At 62.0% G+C, this 20,710-nt stretch carries 23 protein-coding genes, 1 tRNA gene and 2 pseudogenes; 17 read left to right on the top strand and 9 right to left on the bottom strand.

Annotated features, from left to right (window positions below; genetic code table 11):
• Positions 1-126 precede the first annotated feature (126 nt).
• The 3 genes from GIW02_RS19775 to arsC are packed head-to-tail and all read right to left on the bottom strand — an operon-like array spanning position 127 to position 1,479.
• Complete coding sequence (locus GIW02_RS19775) at positions 127-531, bottom strand: DUF2069 domain-containing protein (protein WP_236418800.1); 405 nt, start codon at positions 529-531, stop codon at positions 127-129.
• On the bottom strand, positions 515-1,129 hold the full coding sequence (wrbA, locus tag GIW02_RS19780; RefSeq protein ID WP_236418802.1) for an NAD(P)H:quinone oxidoreductase: 615 nt from the start codon (positions 1,127-1,129) through the stop codon (positions 515-517). Before wrbA ends, GIW02_RS19775 begins: the two co-directional genes overlap by 17 nt.
• Complete coding sequence (gene arsC / locus GIW02_RS19785) at positions 1,126-1,479, bottom strand: arsenate reductase (glutaredoxin) (RefSeq protein WP_236421995.1); 354 nt, start codon at positions 1,477-1,479, stop codon at positions 1,126-1,128. Before arsC ends, wrbA begins: the two co-directional genes overlap by 4 nt.
• A 115-nt stretch (positions 1,480-1,594) precedes the next feature.
• Between arsC and GIW02_RS19790 the strand changes: the two genes are divergently transcribed.
• Entirely contained in the window at positions 1,595-2,056 is a 462-nt protein-coding gene (locus tag GIW02_RS19790) for a TlpA disulfide reductase family protein (RefSeq protein WP_236418806.1), read from the top strand.
• A gap of 141 nt (positions 2,057-2,197) precedes the next feature.
• On the opposite strand, the gene GIW02_RS19795 is transcribed toward GIW02_RS19790, so the two are convergent.
• The 4 genes from GIW02_RS19795 to GIW02_RS19810 all read right to left on the bottom strand — a co-directional run bounded on the left by GIW02_RS19795 (position 2,198) and on the right by GIW02_RS19810 (position 7,011).
• Positions 2,198-2,602 carry an META domain-containing protein gene (locus GIW02_RS19795; protein WP_236418808.1) on the bottom strand — a complete coding sequence of 135 codons (405 nt, stop codon included), beginning with the start codon at positions 2,600-2,602 and terminating at the stop codon, positions 2,198-2,200.
• Entirely contained in the window at positions 2,599-3,039 is a 441-nt protein-coding gene (locus tag GIW02_RS19800) for a hypothetical protein (protein ID WP_236418810.1), read from the bottom strand. The genes GIW02_RS19795 and GIW02_RS19800 overlap by 4 nt, the downstream gene beginning before the upstream one ends.
• 71 nt (positions 3,040-3,110) lie before the next feature.
• A complete protein-coding gene (locus tag GIW02_RS19805; protein ID WP_236418811.1) occupies positions 3,111-4,100 on the bottom strand; it encodes a 2-hydroxyacid dehydrogenase in 990 nt (329 codons plus the stop codon).
• 157 nt (positions 4,101-4,257) lie between these two features.
• Positions 4,258-7,011 (bottom strand): response regulator, encoded by a 2,754-nt coding sequence (locus GIW02_RS19810; RefSeq protein WP_236418814.1) that lies wholly within the window; start codon positions 7,009-7,011, stop codon positions 4,258-4,260.
• A gap of 206 nt (positions 7,012-7,217) precedes the next feature.
• Here GIW02_RS19810 and GIW02_RS19815 point away from each other — a divergent pair, with 206 nt between their 5' ends.
• Together GIW02_RS19815 and GIW02_RS19820 are read left to right on the top strand one after the other, a co-directional pair.
• Positions 7,218-7,946 carry a response regulator transcription factor gene (locus tag GIW02_RS19815; RefSeq protein WP_236418816.1) on the top strand — a complete coding sequence of 243 codons (729 nt, stop codon included), beginning with the start codon at positions 7,218-7,220 and terminating at the stop codon, positions 7,944-7,946.
• Complete coding sequence (locus tag GIW02_RS19820; RefSeq protein ID WP_236421997.1) at positions 7,936-9,303, top strand: sensor histidine kinase; 1,368 nt, start codon at positions 7,936-7,938, stop codon at positions 9,301-9,303. Before GIW02_RS19815 ends, GIW02_RS19820 begins: the two co-directional genes overlap by 11 nt.
• Before the next feature lie 3 nt (positions 9,304-9,306).
• On the opposite strand, the gene GIW02_RS19825 is transcribed toward GIW02_RS19820, so the two are convergent.
• The gene (locus GIW02_RS19825; RefSeq protein ID WP_236419521.1) at positions 9,307-9,822 is read right to left on the bottom strand and encodes a DUF2062 domain-containing protein; all 516 of its coding nucleotides are present in this window, start codon (positions 9,820-9,822) and stop codon (positions 9,307-9,309) included.
• A 135-nt stretch (positions 9,823-9,957) separates the two neighbouring features.
• On the opposite strand from GIW02_RS19825, the gene GIW02_RS19830 reads away from it, so the two are divergent.
• From GIW02_RS19830 to murB, 8 genes are all read left to right on the top strand, one after another.
• A complete protein-coding gene (locus tag GIW02_RS19830; RefSeq protein ID WP_236419519.1) occupies positions 9,958-12,183 on the top strand; it encodes a DNA internalization-related competence protein ComEC/Rec2 in 2,226 nt (741 codons plus the stop codon).
• 76 nt (positions 12,184-12,259) lie between these two features.
• Entirely contained in the window at positions 12,260-12,895 is a 636-nt protein-coding gene (locus tag GIW02_RS19835) for a MotA/TolQ/ExbB proton channel family protein (RefSeq protein ID WP_122676958.1), read from the top strand.
• The gene (locus tag GIW02_RS19840; protein WP_236419517.1) at positions 12,892-13,320 is read left to right on the top strand and encodes an ExbD/TolR family protein; all 429 of its coding nucleotides are present in this window, start codon (positions 12,892-12,894) and stop codon (positions 13,318-13,320) included. The genes GIW02_RS19835 and GIW02_RS19840 overlap by 4 nt, the downstream gene beginning before the upstream one ends.
• A complete protein-coding gene (gene lpxK, locus GIW02_RS19845) occupies positions 13,320-14,330 on the top strand; it encodes a tetraacyldisaccharide 4'-kinase (protein ID WP_236421999.1) in 1,011 nt (336 codons plus the stop codon). The genes GIW02_RS19840 and lpxK overlap by 1 nt, the downstream gene beginning before the upstream one ends.
• A 23-nt stretch (positions 14,331-14,353) precedes the next feature.
• Entirely contained in the window at positions 14,354-14,539 is a 186-nt protein-coding gene (locus tag GIW02_RS19850) for a Trm112 family protein (RefSeq protein WP_003174668.1), read from the top strand.
• Positions 14,536-15,300 carry a 3-deoxy-manno-octulosonate cytidylyltransferase gene (gene kdsB / locus GIW02_RS19855; RefSeq protein WP_236414749.1) on the top strand — a complete coding sequence of 255 codons (765 nt, stop codon included), beginning with the start codon at positions 14,536-14,538 and terminating at the stop codon, positions 15,298-15,300. Before GIW02_RS19850 ends, kdsB begins: the two co-directional genes overlap by 4 nt.
• Positions 15,300-15,764: a low molecular weight protein-tyrosine-phosphatase gene (locus GIW02_RS19860; protein ID WP_236414751.1), complete on the top strand. Its 465-nt coding sequence runs from the start codon at positions 15,300-15,302 to the stop codon at positions 15,762-15,764. The genes kdsB and GIW02_RS19860 overlap by 1 nt, the downstream gene beginning before the upstream one ends.
• Positions 15,761-16,780, top strand: a complete 1,020-nt coding sequence (gene murB / locus GIW02_RS19865; protein ID WP_236414761.1) for a UDP-N-acetylmuramate dehydrogenase — start codon at positions 15,761-15,763, stop codon at positions 16,778-16,780. The genes GIW02_RS19860 and murB overlap by 4 nt, the downstream gene beginning before the upstream one ends.
• A gap of 75 nt (positions 16,781-16,855) precedes the next feature.
• On the opposite strand, the gene GIW02_RS19870 is transcribed toward murB, so the two are convergent.
• Positions 16,856-17,527: a Bax inhibitor-1/YccA family protein gene (locus GIW02_RS19870; RefSeq protein ID WP_236414763.1), complete on the bottom strand. Its 672-nt coding sequence runs from the start codon at positions 17,525-17,527 to the stop codon at positions 16,856-16,858.
• Positions 17,528-17,679: 152 nt separating this feature from the next.
• Between GIW02_RS19870 and GIW02_RS19875 the strand changes: the two genes are divergently transcribed.
• From GIW02_RS19875 to GIW02_RS19895, 6 genes and pseudogenes are all read left to right on the top strand, one after another.
• Positions 17,680-17,770 (top strand) — tRNA-Ser (locus GIW02_RS19875).
• A gap of 140 nt (positions 17,771-17,910) precedes the next feature.
• Entirely contained in the window at positions 17,911-18,165 is a 255-nt protein-coding gene (locus tag GIW02_RS19880) for a hypothetical protein (protein ID WP_236414772.1), read from the top strand.
• A 141-nt stretch (positions 18,166-18,306) separates the two neighbouring features.
• Positions 18,307-19,341: pseudogene (locus GIW02_RS19885) on the top strand (ShlB/FhaC/HecB family hemolysin secretion/activation protein); the annotation flags it as partial.
• Positions 19,341-19,540: pseudogene (locus GIW02_RS27385) on the top strand (hypothetical protein); the annotation flags it as partial. The pseudogenes GIW02_RS19885 and GIW02_RS27385, both read left to right, overlap by 1 nt.
• A 172-nt stretch (positions 19,541-19,712) precedes the next feature.
• On the top strand, positions 19,713-20,162 hold the full coding sequence (locus GIW02_RS19890; protein WP_236414774.1) for a hypothetical protein: 450 nt from the start codon (positions 19,713-19,715) through the stop codon (positions 20,160-20,162).
• A gap of 102 nt (positions 20,163-20,264) precedes the next feature.
• A complete protein-coding gene (locus GIW02_RS19895; RefSeq protein WP_236422001.1) occupies positions 20,265-20,612 on the top strand; it encodes a DUF3969 family protein in 348 nt (115 codons plus the stop codon).
• The last annotated feature ends 98 nt before the right edge of the window (positions 20,613-20,710 follow it).

The following is a 20,710-nucleotide window of genomic DNA, read 5'->3' on the forward strand; positions in this document are numbered from 1 at the left end:
TGGACGCGGGGGTTGCTGTACGTGTGTCCCCTCGCGGCCCCCCCGGCACTGTGGTGTGCGTCACACGCCCCAGCGCGGGCAAGCCCGCTCGCCACACAAGCCCGCTCGCCACAACAGCCCGCTCGATTATTCAGCCAGGCGCCGATTGAGCTGGTGCCGCCAGCGCACATACAACAGCGCCGTACAAAACACCGCCAGGCTCGCGAGCATCTCAAGCACCCCGAACCACTGGCGGTTCGGGTCGTAGGCGGCCAGCGCGCCCTTGATGAAATACAGGTTCACCACAAAGCACATCCACGAATGCCCGCGCGCGCTGCCCAGCAACATCCCCGGCGCGAGCACCAGCAAGGGCACCAGCTCGATCAGCAGGATCACCCACGGCCGTGCCCCGTGCAGGTCGGCGATGAACAGGTAATACCCGCATAGCAAACCCACCAAACCCAGGAACGCCAGCAGGCTCAATACCCGTGCTGCTTTTACACGTGGCTCCAGCCACGCCTGGGGCGGCAGGACCTTAGGCTTTCTGGCCACGGCCGTTCTCCAGCAGCGTGGCGGTGGTGGCCAAGCGCAGGCCAAGGGCGCGGCACAGGGCGATTTCATGTTGATCGAGCAAGCGCTTGCCGTCCGGCCCGGCATGGTGGCTGGCGCCATACGGCGTGCCGCCGCCCTGGGTGTCGAGCAGGGCCTGTTCGCTGTAGGGCAGGCCGGTGATCAGCATGCCGTGGTGCAACAGCGGCAGCAGCATCGACATCAACGTGGTTTCCTGGCCACCGTGCAGGCTGGCGGTGGAGGTGAATACGCCTGCCGGCTTGCCGACGAGGGCACCGGTGAGCCACAGGTTGCTGGTGCCGTCGAGGAAGTACTTGAGCGGCGCGGCCATATTGCCAAAGCGCGTCGGGCTGCCCAGGGCCAGGCCCGAGCAGTGCTTGAGGTCATCCAGGCTGGCGTACAGCGCGCCTTCGTCCGGGATGCTCGGCGCCACGGCTTCACACTCGGTGGAGACCGCCGGCACGGTGCGCAAACGCGCTTCCATTCCGCCTTGCTCGATACCCCGCGCAATCTGCCGGGCCATTTCGCTGACCGAGCCATTGCGGCTGTAATACAGCACCAGCACATACGGCGTCGTCACGGCAGGATCTCCAGCACGTTTTCCGGCGGGCGGCCAATGATGGCTTTATCGGCGGTTTCCAGGATTGGGCGTTCCATCAGCTTGGGATGCTCGGCGATGGCGGCAATCAGCTGTGCTTCGCTCAAGGTGGCGTCGGCCAGGTTGAGGGTTTTGTATTCGTCTTCGCCGGTGCGCAGCAGTTGGCGTGCACCGATGCCCAGCTTGGCCAGCAGGGCCTTCAATTGCGCGGCGTTCAGCGGGGTTTCCAGGTAGCGCACCACGGTCGGGGTGAGGCCGCGGGCTTCCAGCAGTTCGAGCGCACCGCGGGATTTCGAGCAGCGCGGGTTGTGATAAAGCGTCAGATCGGTCATGTGCGGGTCGCATCTTGCGTAAGGTGGCGGGTATTCTACCTGCGCTGCGCGCCGTCCTTAAACCGTTAGAGGCGATAGGTCGCAGCCAACGTTCATTTTTGCGAAGGATTACCCCATGACAAGGCGACTGATCGGTGCATTGGCGATCATCACAACCCTGCTGCTCAGCGGCTGCGGTAACGATTACGGCGTAGACCAATACGGCCAGAAAGTCGCGGCCGAACGCCTGGATAAACAGTGGGTGGTAGTCAACTACTGGGCCGAATGGTGTGGCCCGTGCCGTACGGAAATCCCGGAACTCAATGCCTTGGCAGAGCAGCTCAAAGGGCAGGGCGTGGGCGTGTTCGGGGTTAACTTCGACAATGTGCAGGGTGAAGAGCTGAAAGCGGCCAGCGAGAAACTGGGCATCAAGTTCACCGTACTGGCGCAGAACCCGGAGGTGATCTTTGATATTCCCCGCAGCGAAGCGTTGCCGGTGACCTACATCATTGATGACAAGGGCAAGGTACGCGAGCAGATGATGGGGGAGCAGACGGCGGAAGGTGTAATCGCCAAACTCAAGGCCTTGCGCGGTTAAAGCAACACCGCTAATCAAATGTGGGAGGGGGCTTGCTCCCGATAGCGGTGTGTCAGTTAGCTAATATATTGACTGACACACTGCCATCGGGGGCAAGCCCCCTCCCACATTTTGATCTCACTAGACCCAAGGCCGGTGCTGTCAGCCCTCTTCGAGCCACAAGCGAATTGGCTTGCCTTCAGCGGGCCAGAAACGGGTTTGCTCGATCGGCGAAATATCCCAGCGTTGCACGCCCTGCAGCGCCTGGAAGAAGCGGTGCTCCTGCTCCATCAGGGCTTCGGCGCAGAGTTTGCGGGTACTGCCGATCTTGCCGAAGCTGAGCGTATTGCCATCGAGGGTGTACGGCGCAAACCAGTGGTTGCAGCCGCCGTTGCCATAGGCACGACCATCAGCGCCCAGGGTGACGGTCAGGTGCGCGTAGTCCATCAACGGCCGCTCACCAATCCATTCCACCACGTAGCTGTGATCCTGCTTGAGCTTGACCGCATCACCGGCGCAGCCCGTCAGGGCCGCGCCGAGGGCGGCGAGCAGCAGCAGGCCTCTCATTGCGCGGCCTTCTGGCATGTCGGGCAGCGGTGCTTGTCGCCTTCGCTGGCCCAGCCGAGTTCTTTGATGCGCGCGTTGGCGGCCGGCTGCAGCGGCTCTTTGGTCAACTTGGTTTCCACCGCGAATTCAAACTCCAGCACGCTCTCGCAGCTGTCGCAGTTGACCTTCCAGGTGTGAATCTCCAACTCGCCGAATTTCGGCCCCTGGGCCATCGCGACCCATTGGCCCGCCGGGCGGATGGAATAGCGTGCATCGCCTTCGACGGTCAGGCGCATCGACAGGGTTTTACTGCCGCGCAGGGTAACGATCAGCACGTCACCGTGCTTGATCGAGCCACCGTTGCCGGTGACCTGGTAACGGCCCGGCACCAGGGCGCGGCATTCGATCAGGGTGTGTTGCGGGCTCAGCAAGCTGAAGCGGAAATCGTGTTCGGCCATGGATCCTCCAAATAGGCGCGGCATCCTATCACGGGTGCCGGCTCATCATGAGCCTGCAATGTGACCGCTGATCATCCCTCAACCAGGTTCTGCGCACGGCCCTCGGCCCACGCCGCAATATTGGCCAGCGTGGTGCCGGCGATCGCTGCCAGGGCCTCGCGGGTGAGGAACGCCTGGTGCGCGGTGACGATCACGTTGGGGAAGGTCAGCAGGCGCGCAAGCACGTCGTCCTGCAGGGGCAGGTCCGAGCGGTCCTCGAAGAACAGCTGGGCTTCTTCCTCATACACGTCCAGCCCCAGGTAGCCGAGTTGACCGTCCTTGAGTGCGTCGATCAATGCCGGCGTGTCGACCAGGGCGCCGCGCCCGGTGTTGATCAGCATCGCGCCGGGCTGCATCGCGGCGAGCGAGCGGGCGTTGATCAGGTGTTGGCTGTCGGCGGTCAGCGGGCAGTGCAGGCTGATGATCTGCGCCTGCGCGAGCAGCTCCGGCAGGCTCACGTACTGCGCGCCGAGGGCCAGGACGTGCGGGTTGGGGTAAGGGTCATGGGCCAGCAAGCGGCAACCGAAACCGGCCATGATCTTGGCGAATGTGGCGCCGATCTGGCCGGTGCCGACCACGCCGACGGTCTTGCCGACCAGGTCGAAACCGGTCAGGCCGTGCAGGCTGAAGTCGCCATCACGGGTGCGGTTGTAGGCGCGGTGCAGGCGGCGGTTGAGGGCGAGGATCAGCGCCACCGCGTGTTCGGCCACCGCGTGGGGTGAATAGGCGGGCACGCGCACGATGGTCAGGCCCAGGCGCTTGGCGGCGGCCAGGTCCACGTGGTTGTAGCCGGCCGAGCGCAGGGCGATCAGCCGAGTGCCACCCTGGGCCAGTTGCTCCAGCACCGGGGCGCTGAGGTCGTCGTTGATAAACGCGCAGACCACTTCATGCTGTTCGGCCAACGCCACGGTGTCGAGGTTCAGTCGGGCGGGCTGGAACTGCAGTTCCAGGCCCGACGGCAGAGGCTCGCCGAGGAAACTCTCGCGGTCGTAGGTTTGGCTGCTGAAAAGAATCACACGCATAAAAAAGCTCCCTGCACAGTATCTGTTGGCGAGGCTGATCAACTGTGGGAAGGGGCTTGCCCCCGATAGCGGTGTATCAGTCGAACTCTCTGTAACTGACAGACCGTAATCGGGGGCAAGGCCCCTCCCACATGAAGCCGTGCGTATTGAATAACGGTCAGGCGCTGACCCGCGCTTCACTGGCCAAGCGCGCGATGGCCATTTCCAGCTCGTCCAGTGCGCTCGTGGCCTTGGCGTCGTCCTGTTTGAGCAGGGTTTCGGCGCGTTGGCACGCAGCGCGCAGTTGCGGCACGCCACAGTAGCGGGTGGCGCCATGCAGGCGGTGGACGCGTTCGATCAGGGCGTTGTTGTCACGGGCGTCACGGGCGAGGTTGATGGCCTGGCGGTCGGCGTCCAGGGAGGCCAGCAGCATGGAGAGCATATCGGCGGCCAGGTCGGCTTTACCGGCGGCCAGGCGCAGGCCCTCTTCGTGGTCCAGTACCGGCAGTTGCACGCCAGGCCCGGTGCCCTCCGCGCTGCGTTCCGGCCCCTGGTTGCGCAGGGCCAGGCCGGTCCATTTCAACACCACTTGGGCCAGCTGCCGCTCGCTGATGGGTTTGGTCAGGTAATCGTCCATGCCGCTTTGCAGCAAGGCGCGTTTCTCGTTGGCCATGGCGTGGGCAGTGAGGGCGACCACCGGCAATGGCGTGCCGTGGCGCTCGCTTTCCCACTGGCGGATGGCTTCGGTGCTCTGGCGGCCGTCCATGCCGGGCATTTGCACGTCCATCAGCACCAGGTCGAAGGTGTCTTGTTTCACCGCGTCGACCGCTGCATAACCGCTGTCCACCGCCCGCACCTTGGCGCCCATGTCTTCGAGCAGGGTTTGCACCAGCAGCAGGTTCGCCGGGTTGTCATCCACGCACAGTACGCGTGGCGCACGGCTGGCCAGCGGTTCGCCGGGTTCGCTGCGCGACGGGCGCGGGCTGATCAGGTCGGCGAGCGCGCGGCGCAGCTTGCGGGTGCAGGCGGGTTTGGCCTGCAGCTGGCTGTTGGGGTTGGGCACCGCCTGGTTGAACAGCATCTGTTCGGTGGTAGGGCACAGCACCAACACCTTGCAGCCCAGGTGTTCGAGGTCCCACAGGTGCTGGTTGAGGCGTTCGGGCGGAATGTCATTGGCGGTGACGCCGAGTACCGCGAGGTCAATGGCCAGCTCGGTCTGATGGGCGCTGGTGATGCCGTTGGTCAGGCTTTCCAGGGTGTTGAACGGGGTGACTTCCAGGCCGCAGTCTTCCAGCTGATGTTGCAAGGCCTGGCGCGCCAGTTCATGGTTTTCCAGCACGGCCACGCGATGGCCCAGCAGTGGCGCGCACGGCAGGTCTTCGACGTCATCGCGGGTCTTGGGCAGGTTCAGGCTGATCCAGAATTCCGAGCCTTCGCCGGGCGTGCTGTCGACGCCGATCTCGCCGCCCATCTGCTCGATCAAGCGCTTGGAAATCACCAGGCCCAGCCCCGTGCCGCCGGGTTGGCGCGACAGCGAGTTGTCCGCCTGGCTGAAGGCCTGGAACAGCGCGCGCACATCCTGGCTGGACAGGCCGATGCCGGTGTCCTGCACGCTGATGCGCAATTGCACGCTGTCTTGCTGCTCGTCTTCGATCATCGCGCGGGCGACGATGGTGCCCTCGCGGGTGAACTTGATCGCGTTGCTGATCAAGTTGGTCAGGATCTGCTTGAGCCGCAGCGGGTCACCCACCAGCGCCAACGGGGTGTCGCGGTAGACCAGGCTCACCAGTTCCAGCTGCTTGGCATGCGCGGCGGGGGCGAGGATGGTCAGCGTGTCCTGCAGCAAGTCCCGCAGGTTGAACGGGATGCTGTCGAGTACCAGCTTGCCGGCTTCGATTTTCGAGAAGTCGAGGATCTCGTTGATGATGCCGAGCAGGTTGTCGGCCGACTTTTCGATCGTGCCCAGGTAGTCCAGCTGGCGTGGGGTCAGTTCGCTTTTTTGCAGCAAGTGGGTGAAACCGAGGATACCGTTGAGCGGTGTGCGGATTTCATGGCTCATGTTGGCCAGGAACTCCGACTTGATGCGGCTGGCCTCCAGGGCCTCTTTGCGCGCCAGGTCCAGCTCGATGTTCTGGATCTCGATGGTTTCCAGGTTCTGGCGCACGTCTTCGGTGGCCTGTTCGATGCTGTGTTGCAATTCTTCCTGGGCGTTTTGCAGGGTTTCGGCCATGCGATTGATGCCCGAGGCGAGCTGGTCCAGCTCCTGGCTACCCAAGGCGGGCAGGCGGGTTTCCAGGTTGCCGTCCTTGAGCTGGGCCACGGCTTGCTTGATCAGCCCTATCGGCGAATTGATGCTGCGGCTGATGCGCAGGGCCAGGGCGGCGGTGCAGGCCAGGCCGATGGCTATCAGCAGCAGGCTGGCGAACAGGCTGCGGTAGCCGCGCAGCAACATCCCGTTGTGGGACAACTCCACCTCGACCCAGCCGAGCAGGCGGTCGGCTTCATCGGGAATCAGCTCGCCCGCCAGGTTGCGATGGCGGCCGAATACCGGCAGCAGGTAGCGCGTGGCGTCACTGCCGGTGCGCTGCAACAATTGCGAGCTGTTGCCGATCGGCGGCGGGTTGAGCATGGTCGGGCCCGCGTGGGCCAGGGGCGTGCGGTCCGGGCCGAGGAAGGCCACGGTGCGCACGTCCTGCTGCTCCAGGGATTGGGTGGCAATGCGCTCCAGCAGTTCGGTGTTGCGCGCGCTCAGGGCAGGCGCCACCAGCGGTGCGAGCTGTTCGGAGATCATCTCGCCGCGTTGCAGCAACTGCGACTGTAATTCCGAGAGCTGCATCCAGGTGAAGTAGCCCCCCAACAAGCAGGCCATCAGGCTGGTCGGTAATAAGGTCAGCAACAGTACGCGGCCTTTTATCCCCATTCTTTTAAGCACGCCACTCTCCTGCTACCACGGTGTTGTCGATGATCGTTACGGGCATCCGGCCCGTACCACTTGCGCAGTGTAGCCACATGCGCGGTGTGGAATCTTGCAAAATTAATGACCGGCGGCAATCTTCAGGCCATTGGGTGCCGGATGGCGATTGCCTGGCGCCGATGAATCTTGAATAATCGGCGATTGAGAATGACTTGCAGACGCTAATGACTCCCGCAGCAGTTGGCCTACCCAGTATCCTGACCATCGAAGATGACCCCGTGCTGGGCGCCTATGTCCATGAGCACCTGGGACGCTGTGGCTTCGACGTCACCTGGTGCCAGAACGGCCAGCAAGGCCTGCAGATGGCGCGCGACCGGGTATTCGATGTGGTGCTGATGGACATCCTGCTGCCGGGGCTCGATGGCTTGTCGGTGCTCACCCACCTGCGCGAAAGCCATTCGATCCCTGTGATCCTGATGTCTGCGCTGGGGGCCGAAGCCGACCGTGTCAGTGGTTTTCGCCTGGGCGCCGACGATTACCTGCCCAAACCGTTCAGCATGATCGAACTGCGCGTGCGCATTGAAGCCATCCTGCGGCGCGTGGCTCTGGATCGGCGCCCGTTGTCCAGCCTGGCGCCGATGCGCGACGACGCCCGCACCCTGCGCTTTGACGATGAATTGTGCGATGTCTTTTATCAGGCGCACTGGGCCAGCCTGACCCGCAGCGAATACCGGCTGCTGGAAACCCTGCATCGCAACAGCGAAGAAGTCCTCAGCAAAGCCTTCCTTTACCAGCACGTGTTGCAGCGTGGTTATGCCCCCCATGACCGCAGCCTCGACATGCATATCAGCCAAATCCGCCGCAAGCTCAAGGCCATCGGTTACACCGAGCGCGAAGTGCGCACGGTATGGGGCAAAGGCTATGTGCTGAGCGGTCACGACGATGGGTGTTGAGGGGCCGCTGAAACGGCTGCCGGGCAAGCATTCGTTATTCTGGAAGCTGGCCTGCCTGTTGATTGCCTTCTGCTTGCTGATGATCTGGCTCAGTTGGTCGTGGGGCCGCTACATGGAAGAGCAAAACGCCTACCTGGCCGACGAATCCCGCGAGGTGCTCAAGGGCTACGCGGCGGGCGCCGAACTGGCCTGGACGACCCAGGGCCGTGCCGGGGTGGACGCTTGGTTGCAGCTGATGGCCAGGCATGAGCCCACCTGGGTCGGCGTGATCGGCAGCGACCTGCAATCGCTCAGCAGCACCCCGCTGACCGACAAGGAAAGCCAGCGCCTGACTTTTTTGCGTGGCCTGGACTGGCCGGTGAGCCGGCATGTCAAAGGCCTGCCGTGGTTGAAGGTGCCTTTCCCGCTAGCGCCTGGCGCCGGCTCGCTGGTGATCGAATTGCCGCAGCGTTTCATGCCGGGGCGCTACCAGTTGGTGTGGCGAGTGGTGACCAACGGCGTGATCCCCGGGCTGTTCACGCTGTTGCTGTGCATCGGCCTGTATCGGTTGCTGATCATGCCGCTCAACCAACTGCGCGAGCAGGCCAACGCGTGGCGCGCCGACCAGTTGCATACCCGGCTGTCCCACGCTGCCACCAGTCGCCAGGATGAGTTGGGCGAACTGGGCCGCGCGTTCGACCACATGTCCGAGCGCTTGCAGGGCACGATGGTGCTGCAACAGCAACTGCTGCGGGACATGTCCCACGAGCTGCGCACGCCGTTGAGCCGGTTGCGCGTGGCCTGTGACAGTGAGCAGCACCTGCCGCAACTGCGTGAGCGACTGGGACGTGAGATCGATGCCATGCAGCGCCTGGTCGAAGACAGCCTGCAACTGGCCTGGTTGGACACCGAGCGCGCGCCGTTGCCCGAGGAAGCTATCCAGCTGGAGGCTTTGTGGGACTTGCTGCGGGAAAATGCCTGCTTTGAAAGCGATTGGCCGGCGTCGCGCCTGCCTTGCCTGCTGGGTGCCGATTGCTGGGTGCGGGGCAACCTGAATGCGCTGGCGCAGGCTTTGGAAAATATCCTGCGTAACGCCATTCGGCATTCCCCACCGGATGGCAGTGTGTGCCTGGACGGGCAGCGGGATGGCGAGTACTGGCACCTGTGGCTGGAGGATCAGGGCGGGGGGATTGCCGAGCAGGATCTGGAACGGATCTTTGCGCCGTTCACGCGCCTGGACGGTTCGCGGCCCGGCGATGGCGGTTTTGGCCTGGGCTTGAGCATCGCGCGCAACGCCGTGCAGCGTCAGCAAGGCAGCCTGTGGGCACAGAACAGCGGCACGGGCCTGCGCGTGCACCTGCGCCTGCGGGCGTGCTGAGCCTCAACGGCGCCGCTGTTTGCGCTTCTTCCACTGGTGCGCGACCCACCAGCGCCAGTAACCCATGGTCAGGCAATACGCCAGCGCGCCCAGCACCAGCCCCAGTACCACTGAGCCCAGCAAGAATGGCTGCCATAGCGTGCTCAGTTGCCCGCTGATCCATTCCCAGGTCAGGTCGTGGGGCAGGTGGCGGGGCGGTACATTCATCAACCAGGCGCCGGTCATGTAGGTGCAGATAAACACCACCGGCATGGTGATCGGGTTGGTCAGCCACACCAGGCTGACGGCGATGGGCATGTTGCCCCGCACCGTAATCGCGAGGACGGCCGCCAGCAGCATCTGCAGCGGAATCGGGATGAAGGCCGCGAACAAACCCACCGCCATGGCCCGCGCCACCGAGTGCCGGTTCAGGTGCCAGAGGTTCGGGTCATGCAGCAACGTGCCGAGAAACTGTAATGACTTGTGTTCCCTGATACTGGTGGGATCGGGCATGTACCGTTTGAATAAGCGCCGGGGCATAGGGGGTCCAGGTCAATTCGAGGGGCAAGTATGCCCGCATTCTATAAACAGAAAATTCAGACTTTGTGACAAAACATCATAGGCCGTGCCTGACACCCGGCTAAGACTGAGTGGATCACTTGTGAAGGATGATCCATGAAAACAGGGTTGTTCGCGCTTGCACTGGGGCTGTTGGCCTTGCGCTGGTTACCGGTATTGCCGCCTGTCGGGTGGCTGGTGCTGCTACCGGTGTTGGCGCTGATGCTGCTGCCGTTTCGCACTTACCCCCTGGCTTTGTGCCTGCTGGGCTTCAGTTGGGCGTGCCTCTGCGCACAGTGGGCCCTGGATGATCGCCTGCAGCCGGTGCTGGACGGCCAGACCCGCTGGGTGGAAGGCCGTGTCACCGGCTTGCCGCAGCGCACCGGCGATGGGGTGCGCTTTGAGTTGACCGACAGCCGGTCGCGCAGGGCGCAACTGCCCAGCCACATTCGCCTGTTCTGGCGCGGCGGCCCGGACGTGCGCAGCGGCGAGCGTTGGCGCCTGGCAGTCACGCTCAAGCGGCCTTCCGGCCTGCTGAATTTTCACGGATTTGATCAGGAGGCCTGGCTGTTGGCCCAACGCATCGGCGCCACGGGCTCGGTCAAGGATGGCCAGCGCCTGGCGCCGGCACGTGATGCCTGGCGCGACGCGGTACGCCAACGTCTGCTGGCGGTGGATGGCCAGGGTCGGGAGGCGGGGCTGGCGGCGCTGGTCCTTGGCGACGGCTCAGGCCTCGCCGCCGCTGATTGGCAAGTGCTGCAAGACACCGGCACCGTGCATCTGCTGGTGATTTCCGGCCAGCACATCGGCTTGCTGGCGGGGCTGATCTACGGGTTGGTCGCGGGGTTGGCGCGTTACGGTGGCTGGCCGCGAACCTGGCCGTGGCTGCCGTGGGCGTGCGGCCTGGCTTTCGCTGCGGCGCTGGGTTATTGCCTGCTGGCGGGGTTCGGCGTGCCGGTGCAGCGCGCCTGTGTGATGGTCGGGCTGGTGCTGGGGTGGCGGCTGCGCTTTCGCCACCTCGGCGTCTGGTGGCCGCTGCTGCTGGCGCTCAATGGGGTGCTGATCCTTGAGCCCTTGGCCAGTTTGCAGCCAGGCTTCTGGTTGTCCTTTGCGGCCGTCGCAGTACTGATCCTGGCTTTTGCCGGGCGCTTGGGCCCGTGGAGCGTCTGGCAGGTGTGGACCCGCCCCCAATGGTTGATCGCCATCGGCTTGTTTCCGGTATTACTGGTGCTGGGGTTGCCCATCAGCCTGAGCGCGCCGCTGGCTAACCTGGTGGCCGTGCCATGGATCAGCCTGGTGGTGTTGCCGCTGGCGTTGGCAGGCACGGCGTTGCTGGCGGTGCCGTTGGTGGGGGAAGGGTTGCTGTGGCTGGCTGGGGGCGCGCTGGACTGGCTATTCAAGGGCCTGGCGTGGCTGGCTGCGCAGGCCCCGGCCTGGGTCCCGGCCCAATTGCCTTTGGGGTATTGGTGGGTGAGCGTGCTCGGGGCGGTTCTGCTCTTGCTGCCCAAGGGCGTGCCGTTTCGCTTGCTCGGCTTGCCGATGTTGCTGCTGGCGGTGTTTCCCCCGCGCATACCGGTGCCCCATGGGCAGGTGGACGTGGTGCAGTTGGATGTCGGGCAGGGGCAATCGGTGATTCTGCGCACGCGTCATCACACGCTGCTCTACGATGCGGGCCCGCGTTCGGGGGCTTTTGACCTGGGCGCGCGGGTGGTGCTGCCGTCATTGCGCAAACTCGGGGTCGAGGCGTTGGACATGATGTTGCTCAGCCACGCCGATGCCGACCACGCCGGCGGTGCGGCGGCGATTGCGCAGGGGCTGCCGATCAAGCGTGTGGTGGGCGGCGAAACCCAGGGCCTGCCAGCGTTTCTCGGCACGCAAGCGTGCACCAGCGGTGAGCAATGGACATGGGACGGTGTGTCATTCGAGCTCTGGCAGTGGCCCGACGCCATTAGCGGCAATTCAAAGTCCTGCGTACTGCGAGTGCAGGCCAATGGCGAGCGCCTGTTGCTGACCGGCGATATCGACCGTGCGGCCGAACGGGCATTGTTGGCCTCTCCGTTGGGCGTGCCGACCGATTGGCTGCAAGCCCCTCACCATGGCAGTCGCAGTTCTTCTTCCTGGCCCTTTCTGCAACGGCTGGCGCCCAGGTCGGTGCTGATTTCGCGAGGCCGCGGCAATGCATTCGGCCATCCCCATCCGCAGGTGATGGAGCGCTACCGGGCGTTGGGCAGCCAGGTGTATGACAGCGCAGAGCAGGGGGCGGTGCGCGTGCAGTTGGGGGCATTTGCGCCGCCGGTTGTTGCGCGTGGTCAACTCAGGTTCTGGCGTGAACCGGTACCCTAGTCGCAGGGATGGCCGACGAACCCCGTCGGCGAACCTATATGGTAAAGTGGCGCACTTTTTCGAGGGGACATTCACTGTGTGGGAATTGGTCAAATCCGGCGGCTGGATGATGTTGCCGATCATCATGAGTTCCATCGCCGCACTCGGCATCGTTGCCGAACGCCTGTGGACCCTGCGCGCCAGCCGCGTCACCCCCGAGCACCTGCTGGGCCAGGTCTGGGGCTGGATCAAGAACAAACAGTTGGACAAGCAAAAGCTCAAGGAGCTGCGCGCAAACTCGCCGCTGGGTGAAATCCTCGCCGCGGGCCTTGCCAACTCCAAGCATGGTCGCGAGATCATGAAAGAGTGCATTGAAGAGGCTGCCGCCCGGGTCATTCATGAACTGGAGCGCTATATCAATGCGCTCGGCACCATTGCCGCCATGGCGCCGTTGCTTGGCCTGCTGGGCACGGTGCTGGGCATGATCGATATTTTCAGCTCGTTCATGGGCTCGGGCATGACCACCAACGCCGCCGTGTTGGCCGGTGGTATTTCCAAAGCGCTGATCACCACGGCAGCGGGCCTGATGGTCGGTATCCCCTCGGTGTTCTTCCACCGCTTCCTGCAACGGCGCATCGATGAACTGGTGGTCGGCATGGAACAGGAAGCCATCAAACTGGTGGAGGTGGTGCAGGGCGACCGCGATGTGGACCTGGTCGAGGGCAAAGCGTGAAATTTCGCCGCAAGCAACGGGAAAATGTCGATATCAACCTCGCGTCGCTGATCGACGTGGTGTTTATCCTGCTGCTGTTTTTTGTCGTCACCACCACGTTTACCCGGCAGACCGAGCTGCGTGTCGACTTGCCGGAAGCCGTGAGCGGTTCGCCGGCCGAAGACCAGGAAGTCAAGCAACTGGACATCGCCATCAGCGCCGACGGGGTGTTTTCGGTGAATAACCAGTTGCTGGAGAAAAATGACCTTAATAGCCTGATGGACGCGCTGCAGAAAGAATCCGGCGGCGATACCAAGATGCCGCTGTCCATCAGCGCCGATGGCAAGACCCAGCATCAGGCCGTGATCACTGCGATGGACGCTGCCGGCAAGCTCGGTTTCAGCCACCTGCGCATGACCACCGTTGAGGCGGCGAGCCAACCCTGATGGCCATGTCTGATCGTTTGCTCAAGGCCTGGTACGAGGGGCATCCGGCACTGATGCTGCTGCGGCCTTTGGAGTCTCTGTATCGCCGGGTGGTGCAGGGCAAACGCGCGCGTTTCGTGGCGGGCGAGGGCGAGATTTATCAGGCGCCGGTGCCCGTGGTGGTGGTCGGTAATATCACCGTGGGCGGCACCGGCAAGACGCCGATGATCCTGTGGTTGATCGAGCACTGTCGGCGCAGCGGGTTGCGCGTCGGTGTGGTCAGCCGCGGGTATGGGGCCAAGCCTCCACAGTTGCCGTGGCGGGTCGAGGCGGATCAAAGCGCCGCCGTCGCTGGTGATGAACCCTTGTTGATCGTGCAACGCTGCGGCGTGCCGCTGATGATCGACCCCGACCGCAGTCGCGCGGTCAAGGCGCTGCTCGCCAGTGAGCCGCTGGACCTGATCCTCTCCGACGACGGCCTGCAGCACTACCGCCTCGCGCGTGACCTGGAGCTTGTGCTGATTGATGCCGCGCGTGGCCTGGGCAATCGCCGTTGCTTGCCAGCCGGGCCGCTGCGTGAGCCGGTGGAGCGTCTGCACAGCGTCGATGCGCTGCTGTATAACGGCGCAGTGGCTGATCGTGAGGATGGCTTTGCCTTTCGCCTGCTACCTTCGGCACTGGTCAATTTGCACACCGGCGAGCGCCAGCCGGTCGATCACTTTCCCGCTGGCCAGCGTGTGCATGCGGTCGCCGGCATCGGCAACCCGCAACGTTTCTTCAATACCCTTGAAACGCTACACTGGCAGTCGATACACCATGCTTTTGCCGACCACGCGCCGTACAGCGCCGAGGTCTTGAATTTTACCCCGTCATTGCCGCTGGTCATGACCGAGAAGGACGCGGTGAAGTGCCGCGCCTTTGCCCAGCCCGACTGGTGGTACCTTGCAGTGGATGCTGTGCCGTCGCCAGCGTTCGTCGCCTGGTTCGACACGCAGTTGATGCGTCTGCTGCCCGCCCGCCTTTTGCCTTAAATGCTGCTATCCAGGAAACATTCATGGACACCAAACTGCTCGACATCCTCGCTTGCCCGATCTGCAAAGGCCCACTCAAGCTCAGCGCCGATAAAACCGAGCTGATCAGCAAAGGCGCCGGCCTGGCGTACCCGATCCGTGATGGCATCCCGGTGATGCTGGAAAGCGAGGCCCGCACCTTGACCACCGATGAGCGCCTGGATAAATGACCACAGCCTTTACCGTTGTCATCCCTTCCCGCTACGCCTCGACGCGCCTGCCGGGCAAACCGCTGCAACTGATCGGCAGCAAGCCGATGATTCAGCTGGTGTGGGAGCAGGCTTGCAAAAGCAGCGCGCAGCGCGTGGTAGTGGCCACCGATGACCCGCGTATCATCGAGGCTTGCAAAGGTTTTGGCGCCGAAGCGGTGCTGACCCGCGAAGACCACAACTCCGGCACCGACCGCTTGGCCGAAGTAGCCACGCTACTGGGCCTGGCGCCTGATGCCATCGTGGTCAACGTGCAGGGTGACGAGCCGCTGATCCCGCCAAGCGTGATCGACCAGGTGGCCGCCAACCTCGCTGCCCATGGCGAAGCCCGCATGGCCACGCTGGCAGAGCCGATCGAAGACATCGAGACCCTGTTCAACCCGAACGTGGTCAAAGTGGTCAGCGATATCAACGGCCTGGCACTGACCTTCAGCCGTTCGACCTTGCCCTGGGCGCGCGATGCCTTCGCCAAGAGCCGCGACGTCTTGCCGGAAGGCGTGCCGTACCGCCGCCATATCGGCATCTACGCCTACCGCGCCGGGTTCCTGCATGACTTCGTCAGCTGGGGCCCGTGCTGGCTGGAAAACACCGAATCCCTGGAACAACTGCGTGCCCTGTGGCACGGCGTGCGCATCCATGTGGGCGATGCCCTGGAAGCGCCACCGGCGGGTGTCGACACCCCGGAAGACCTTGAGCGCGTCCGTCGCCTGCTGGAGGCTTGATGGAGGTTCTGTTTGTCTGCCTGGGCAATATCTGCCGCTCGCCCACCGCCGAAGGTGTACTGCGCCATAAATTGCGCGAAGCGGGGTTGGCGGGGCAGGTCGAGGTGGCGTCCTCCGGTACCGGTGAATGGCATGTCGGCAACCCGCCGGACCAACGCAGCCAACGTGCGGCGCTGGTGCGGGGCTACGACCTGTCCGCCCAGCGTGCCCAGCAGGTCAGCCGTGCCGACTTTGCGCGCTACGACCTGATCCTGGCCATGGACCACAGCAACCTGCGTAACCTCAAGGCCATGCAGCCGAGCCAGGGCAAGGCGGAACTGGACCTGTTCCTGCGTCGCTTCGATGCTGAAGTGGACGAGGTGCCAGACCCTTACTACGAAGGCGAACACGGTTTCGAACGGGTCCTGGACCTGATCGAGCAGGCCTGTGATTTATTGGTGATCGAATTGAAGGGGCGGTTATGACCTTGCAGGTGCTTGCGCAGGTTTCGCTCAAGCCATTCAACAGCTTTGGCATAGATGTGCGTGCGCAACTGTTCGCCGAAGCCCACAGCGATGACGATGTGCGCGAGGCCCTGGCCTACGCGGCCGCTGAAGCCTTGCCCCTGCTGGTCATCGGTGGCGGCAGCAACCTGTTGTTGACCCAGGATATCCCCGCGTTGGTCTTGCGGATGGCCACCCAGGGCATCCGTGTGCTGCAGGATGACGGTGTGCAGGTGGTGGTTGAAGCCCAGGCGGGCGAGGCCTGGCACCCATTTGTGCTGTGGACGCTGGAGCACGGGTTCTGCGGCCTGGAAAACCTCAGCCTGATCCCAGGCACCGTCGGCGCTGCCCCGATGCAAAACATCGGCGCCTACGGTGTGGAAATCAAGGATGTATTCGCCGGCCTGACCGCCCTGGATCGCCACACGGGCGAGCTGCGGGATTTCAGCCTGGAGGAATGCAACTTTGCCTACCGTGACAGCCTGTTCAAGCACGAAACCGGGCGCTGGCTGATCCTGCGGGTACGCTTTGCCCTTAGCCGCGCCAGCCATCTCAAGCTCGACTACGGCCCTGTGCAACAGCGCTTGGCGGGGCAGGGGATCACCGAGGCGACGCCGACTGATGTGAGCCGGGCGATCTGCAGCATTCGACGGGAAAAACTGCCCGACCCCGCAGAGCTGGGTAACGCCGGGAGCTTCTTCAAGAACCCGCTGGTCTCCCAGGCGCTGGCAACTGAGCTGCAAGCCTTGTACCCGGACCTGGTGGCCTACCCCCAGGCCGACGGGCAGATAAAGCTCGCCGCCGGCTGGCTGATCGACAAGGCAGGGTGGAAGGGCTTTCGCGAGGGCGATGCCGGCGTGCACGCGCTCCAGGCGCTGGTGCTGGTTAACTACGGGGGCGCCACGGGGCATCAGATTGCTGACCTGGCCCAACGTATCCAGCGCGATATCGCCGAGCGCTTCAAGGTTGAGCTGGAGATGGAACCCAACCAGTACTGACGCCGCGCATTAACCGCGCGCAAACAAAAATGCCCCGCATCTTTCGATACGGGGCATTTTTTATACCGCCATGAATCAGTCGTCGCTGCTCATGATGCCGAGGATCTGCAACAGGCTGATAAACAGGTTGTAGATCGATACATACAGGCTGATGGTTGCCATGATGTAGTTACGTTCACCGCCGTGGATGATCGCACTGGTCTGGAACAGGATGCACACCGAAGAGAACAGTACGAAGCCTGCGCTGATCGCCAGCTGCAGCCCGCTGATCTGGAAGAACATGCCTGCGACCACGGCCGCCAGCAACACGAAAAAGCCAGCGGTGATGAAACCACCCAGGAAGCTCATGTCCTTGCGGGTGATCAGCACGTAGGCCGACAGACCACCAAACACCAGCGCGGTCATGGCAAACGCCGAGCTGACCACTTGCGCGCCGCCGGCCATGCCGAGGTAACGGTTGAGGATCGGGCCGAGGATAAAGCCCATGAAACCGGTCAAGGCAAATGCCGACACCAGGCCCCAGGCCGAGTCACGCAGCTTGTTGGTCAGGAAGAACAGGCCGTAGAAGCCGATCAGCACGACAAAGATATTCGGGTAGCCGACGCGCATCTGCTGGGCCACGAACGCCATCACGCCGCTGAATGCGAGGGTCAGGGCGAGCAAGCCATAGGTGTTGCGCAACACGCGGCTGACTTCAAGCTGCTCAGCCTGCGCGTTGCCATTCACTGCGTAATTCTGTTCGCGCATGGCGACACTCCTTCAGTTTTGAAACATTCAGTCGCAAGGATCATAACAGACGCTCTGTAACAAGCGATGGCGAGAGTTTGACAGTGTGTTTCATTCGGGTATTATGGCGCCCGCTGAGACGGGATAGGCTACTATAATCCCGTGATGCATAAGGGAAATTGGCAGAGTGGTTGAATGCACCGGTCTTGAAAACCGGCGGACGTTAATAGCGTCTCCAGGGTTCGAATCCCTGGTTTCCCGCCAAGATTCAAACGAAAGCCCCGCGAATGCGGGGCTTTTGTGTTTCTGGGGTTTGGCTAGATAACGGCGGTTTTTGATAGGCGTTCCGAAACTTTCGGATAATGGAGGCGGCGCTGGAGTTGGCGCAGTGGCGGGTTGAACGCATGCGTGCGCTGCTGGCGCGTCGCGATGAGCTGGCACAGGCACAAGGGCTATTGGACAAGGTTAACCAAGCGCTGGCTGCCGCCATCCCGGTGTTGCTCACTGCGGATGAACAGGCAGAACACGCCCAGATCATCGCGACGACCGCTGCCTTGGATGAGGCGCACGCGGCAGAATATGCAAGGCAACAGGCCTGTCGCCAACGTCTACAGGCAGAACTGGCAGTCGTGCCGGCGGCTTGGGAGGCTCAGCCCTGACAGGCGGCGCAACAGGCACCGACACAGGCTACGCAAGCACTGGAACTTGCGCTGGCTGAGGTGGCGTGTGCGCACCAGCACATCCAAGTGGCACAGCAACAACGCTCCCTGATGACCCAGCAACAGCACGTGGACGCGCAGCTCTCCCGCGTTGAACAGGCGCTTACCCATTGGCAGTTGTTTGCACGGTGCATGAGCCCGGATGGCCTGATCGCCCTGGCCATCACCGACCTTTACCTGGCCAAGGGCCTAGTCACCAATCGCGCCTACTTGCCGCAACAGGACCTCTCCAGCGGCAACCTGAAAGTCCAGGTGATCGAAGGTCGCTTGGAAGGCATAAAGGGCGAGGAGGGCAGTGGCATCAGCGACCGTCATCTGAGCATGAGTTTCCCCGGCAAAACCGGCGACTTGCTCAACCTGCGGGAGATCGAGCAGATGGTCGACCAGTTGAACCGTCTGCCATCCAACCAGGCTGAGATTGAGCTGGCACCGGGCAAAGCCGTGGGCGGCAGCACAGTCTTGGTCAAAAACACCCCACAAAAGCCTTGGCGCGTCGGCTTGTCACGCCACAACGGCGGCCAGCGCGCCACTGGTGAACAGCAGTGGGGCGTCAGTCTGGATTGGGATAACCCACTCGGCCTCGCCGATCAGCTCTCCCTGCGTGGCAGCCACGATGCGGTCAGCGACCACCAGAAAACTTCACGTAACTCGATGCTCAATTACAACCTGCCGTTTGGTTGGTGGAACCTCAATTACAGCTACAGCGAAACCGAATACCGCTCCCTGGCCCAGGCCGCGGGGTTCAACTTCAAGCAGTCGGGCGACACACAAAACCACCAGTTGCGCATAGAACGAGTGATCCACCGTGACGCCTTGAGCAAAACCTCCCTCAGTACCGGTGTGGCCTACCTGCGTACCAACAACTTCATCGAAGACAGCAAGCTCGTCCTTGGCAGCAATCGCCTCAGCGAAGCGCAGTTTGGCATCAACCATGGCCGACGCATCGGCGGTTCATTCCTCAACATCGACTTGGGCATGCAGGATGGTATTGGCGCATTTGACGCCCAGGCCAATCACAACCCACGCCCGGGCTAGGCCGATGCGCGCTACCGCAAATACACCGCCACCTTGAGCTACCTGTACCCGTTCAAGCTGTGGGGCGAGTCGTTCAGTTTCAGAACTTAACGATGATCGCTAGTCGCATCGCGGCGGGTGACGAAGCGTACCTGGCCGCGGGGAAAAGCTTCAGTTGTTAGCTGCTCAGAACAGCAACTACTCGCTATTTCACGAGAAAAAGAATGGCAGCTGGGGCAGCAAAAAGATTCAGCGTGATGAAGTGACCGATGTGAAGAACATCGGGAGTGAGATCGTAACGAGAATGGAGCCACAGCGCCGGGCCAGTTCTATCATCAGGTGTATACAGATGGTCGTTATGTTTATGATCTTCGCCTATCGTCTAATCCGATCCCTAAGGGAGGTTGGGAGCAGCATATTAAGGGGATTAATCCTGATGGAGTCAAAATCTCGAATAAGTTGAAGGGGCTAAAATGACCGTGCAGACGATAACAGCACCTGAAGGAGATCTGTTGAATGTTCTCTATCGAATTAGTCCGCTTGAATGGCGGAGATTTCAACAGAGGTACCCAGAGGCTCGGGTTGATAATAGCTTTCAGGTCATAGATCGTAGTGGCTACCCACCATACATTTCGTTCAGGTTTGTAGAAGATGACGATGAAATTATGCGGAAGCTGAAGTGGGCGGTTGAGGACTATGCTGGTTCGGTTACATGGACATTGCACGAGCATAAAAGATACGGTCTGCCAGGGGTGAATTGGACAATCAGGCCAAGTAGGATTTGTGAGGTGAAGGAGTTAGCACAAGCACTTGGGCTAACCTCTGATGAATACTTAGCCAAATACGAGCCAAATTTCGGGGTGATTGCCTATGTTGATCTGGATGGGCTGACCGAACACATTCGGAGGGTATTTGGTGTATAGGTGAATAACTCATTGTTTGGTCGGGATGTTGATAGGGACTTGCCTGTCAACTAACTGGAAAAGTTTTTAATATGAAAGATAAGCCAGCTGGAGTGGTTACTAATGCAAAGCCCAGTGCTGACGTTTGAGTTGTTTGAGGCCGAGGAGGCAGCTAGGTTTTTGGCTGCCGCCTCAATAGGGTTGTTGAAATCAGTTTCAGATAGATTTATGACGCTCGCTGAGGCGGAACGTCTAATGTTTACTCCACGACGTGCACGGGTTTTGAGAGAGAAAGGGATTTCTCCAAAGCTATGCGATCTTATAATGGACTGTTGTGAGTTAGACGATGTGTTAGACTTGCTGCCGGAGAAATTTGATTCTGAGTTAAATAAAATGATCGGCCGGTTGTCTGATTATATAGCTAATAGTGTCTCGCAGGATCCGTATGCCGAGCATGCGAGATTTAAGTAAGATGATAAAGTGGTGGTGGGTCTTATAGGGTTTTTCTACTCTGTGCATATTTTAAGTTCGTCTAGCGATCAGTTGCTCGGTGATGGTAAGGTCAACTC

The sequence above is a fragment of the Pseudomonas syringae genome (assembly GCF_021606685.1).
Classification (GTDB): domain Bacteria; phylum Pseudomonadota; class Gammaproteobacteria; order Pseudomonadales; family Pseudomonadaceae; genus Aquipseudomonas; species Aquipseudomonas syringae_R.

Coding starts and splice junctions, on each gene's coding strand:
- GIW02_RS19820 (WP_236421997.1), top strand. CDS start 7,936: ATGGGTGTTGAGGGGCCGCTGAAACGGCTGCCGGGCAAGCATTCGTTA.
- GIW02_RS19805 (WP_236418811.1), bottom strand. CDS start 4,100: ATGCGTGTGATTCTTTTCAGCAGCCAAACCTACGACCGCGAGAGTTTC.
- GIW02_RS19825 (WP_236419521.1), bottom strand. CDS start 9,822: ATGCCCCGGCGCTTATTCAAACGGTACATGCCCGATCCCACCAGTATC.
- GIW02_RS19850 (WP_003174668.1), top strand. CDS start 14,354: ATGGACACCAAACTGCTCGACATCCTCGCTTGCCCGATCTGCAAAGGC.
- GIW02_RS19790 (WP_236418806.1), top strand. CDS start 1,595: ATGACAAGGCGACTGATCGGTGCATTGGCGATCATCACAACCCTGCTG.
- GIW02_RS19830 (WP_236419519.1), top strand. CDS start 9,958: ATGAAAACAGGGTTGTTCGCGCTTGCACTGGGGCTGTTGGCCTTGCGC.
- GIW02_RS19860 (WP_236414751.1), top strand. CDS start 15,300: ATGGAGGTTCTGTTTGTCTGCCTGGGCAATATCTGCCGCTCGCCCACC.
- GIW02_RS19895 (WP_236422001.1), top strand. CDS start 20,265: ATGCAAAGCCCAGTGCTGACGTTTGAGTTGTTTGAGGCCGAGGAGGCA.
- GIW02_RS19870 (WP_236414763.1), bottom strand. CDS start 17,527: ATGCGCGAACAGAATTACGCAGTGAATGGCAACGCGCAGGCTGAGCAG.
- lpxK (WP_236421999.1), top strand. CDS start 13,320: ATGGCCATGTCTGATCGTTTGCTCAAGGCCTGGTACGAGGGGCATCCG.
- GIW02_RS19890 (WP_236414774.1), top strand. CDS start 19,713: ATGACCGTGCAGACGATAACAGCACCTGAAGGAGATCTGTTGAATGTT.
- murB (WP_236414761.1), top strand. CDS start 15,761: ATGACCTTGCAGGTGCTTGCGCAGGTTTCGCTCAAGCCATTCAACAGC.
- GIW02_RS19880 (WP_236414772.1), top strand. CDS start 17,911: ATGCGTGCGCTGCTGGCGCGTCGCGATGAGCTGGCACAGGCACAAGGG.
- GIW02_RS19800 (WP_236418810.1), bottom strand. CDS start 3,039: ATGGCCGAACACGATTTCCGCTTCAGCTTGCTGAGCCCGCAACACACC.
- arsC (WP_236421995.1), bottom strand. CDS start 1,479: ATGACCGATCTGACGCTTTATCACAACCCGCGCTGCTCGAAATCCCGC.
- kdsB (WP_236414749.1), top strand. CDS start 14,536: ATGACCACAGCCTTTACCGTTGTCATCCCTTCCCGCTACGCCTCGACG.
- GIW02_RS19795 (WP_236418808.1), bottom strand. CDS start 2,602: ATGAGAGGCCTGCTGCTGCTCGCCGCCCTCGGCGCGGCCCTGACGGGC.
- GIW02_RS19815 (WP_236418816.1), top strand. CDS start 7,218: ATGACTCCCGCAGCAGTTGGCCTACCCAGTATCCTGACCATCGAAGAT.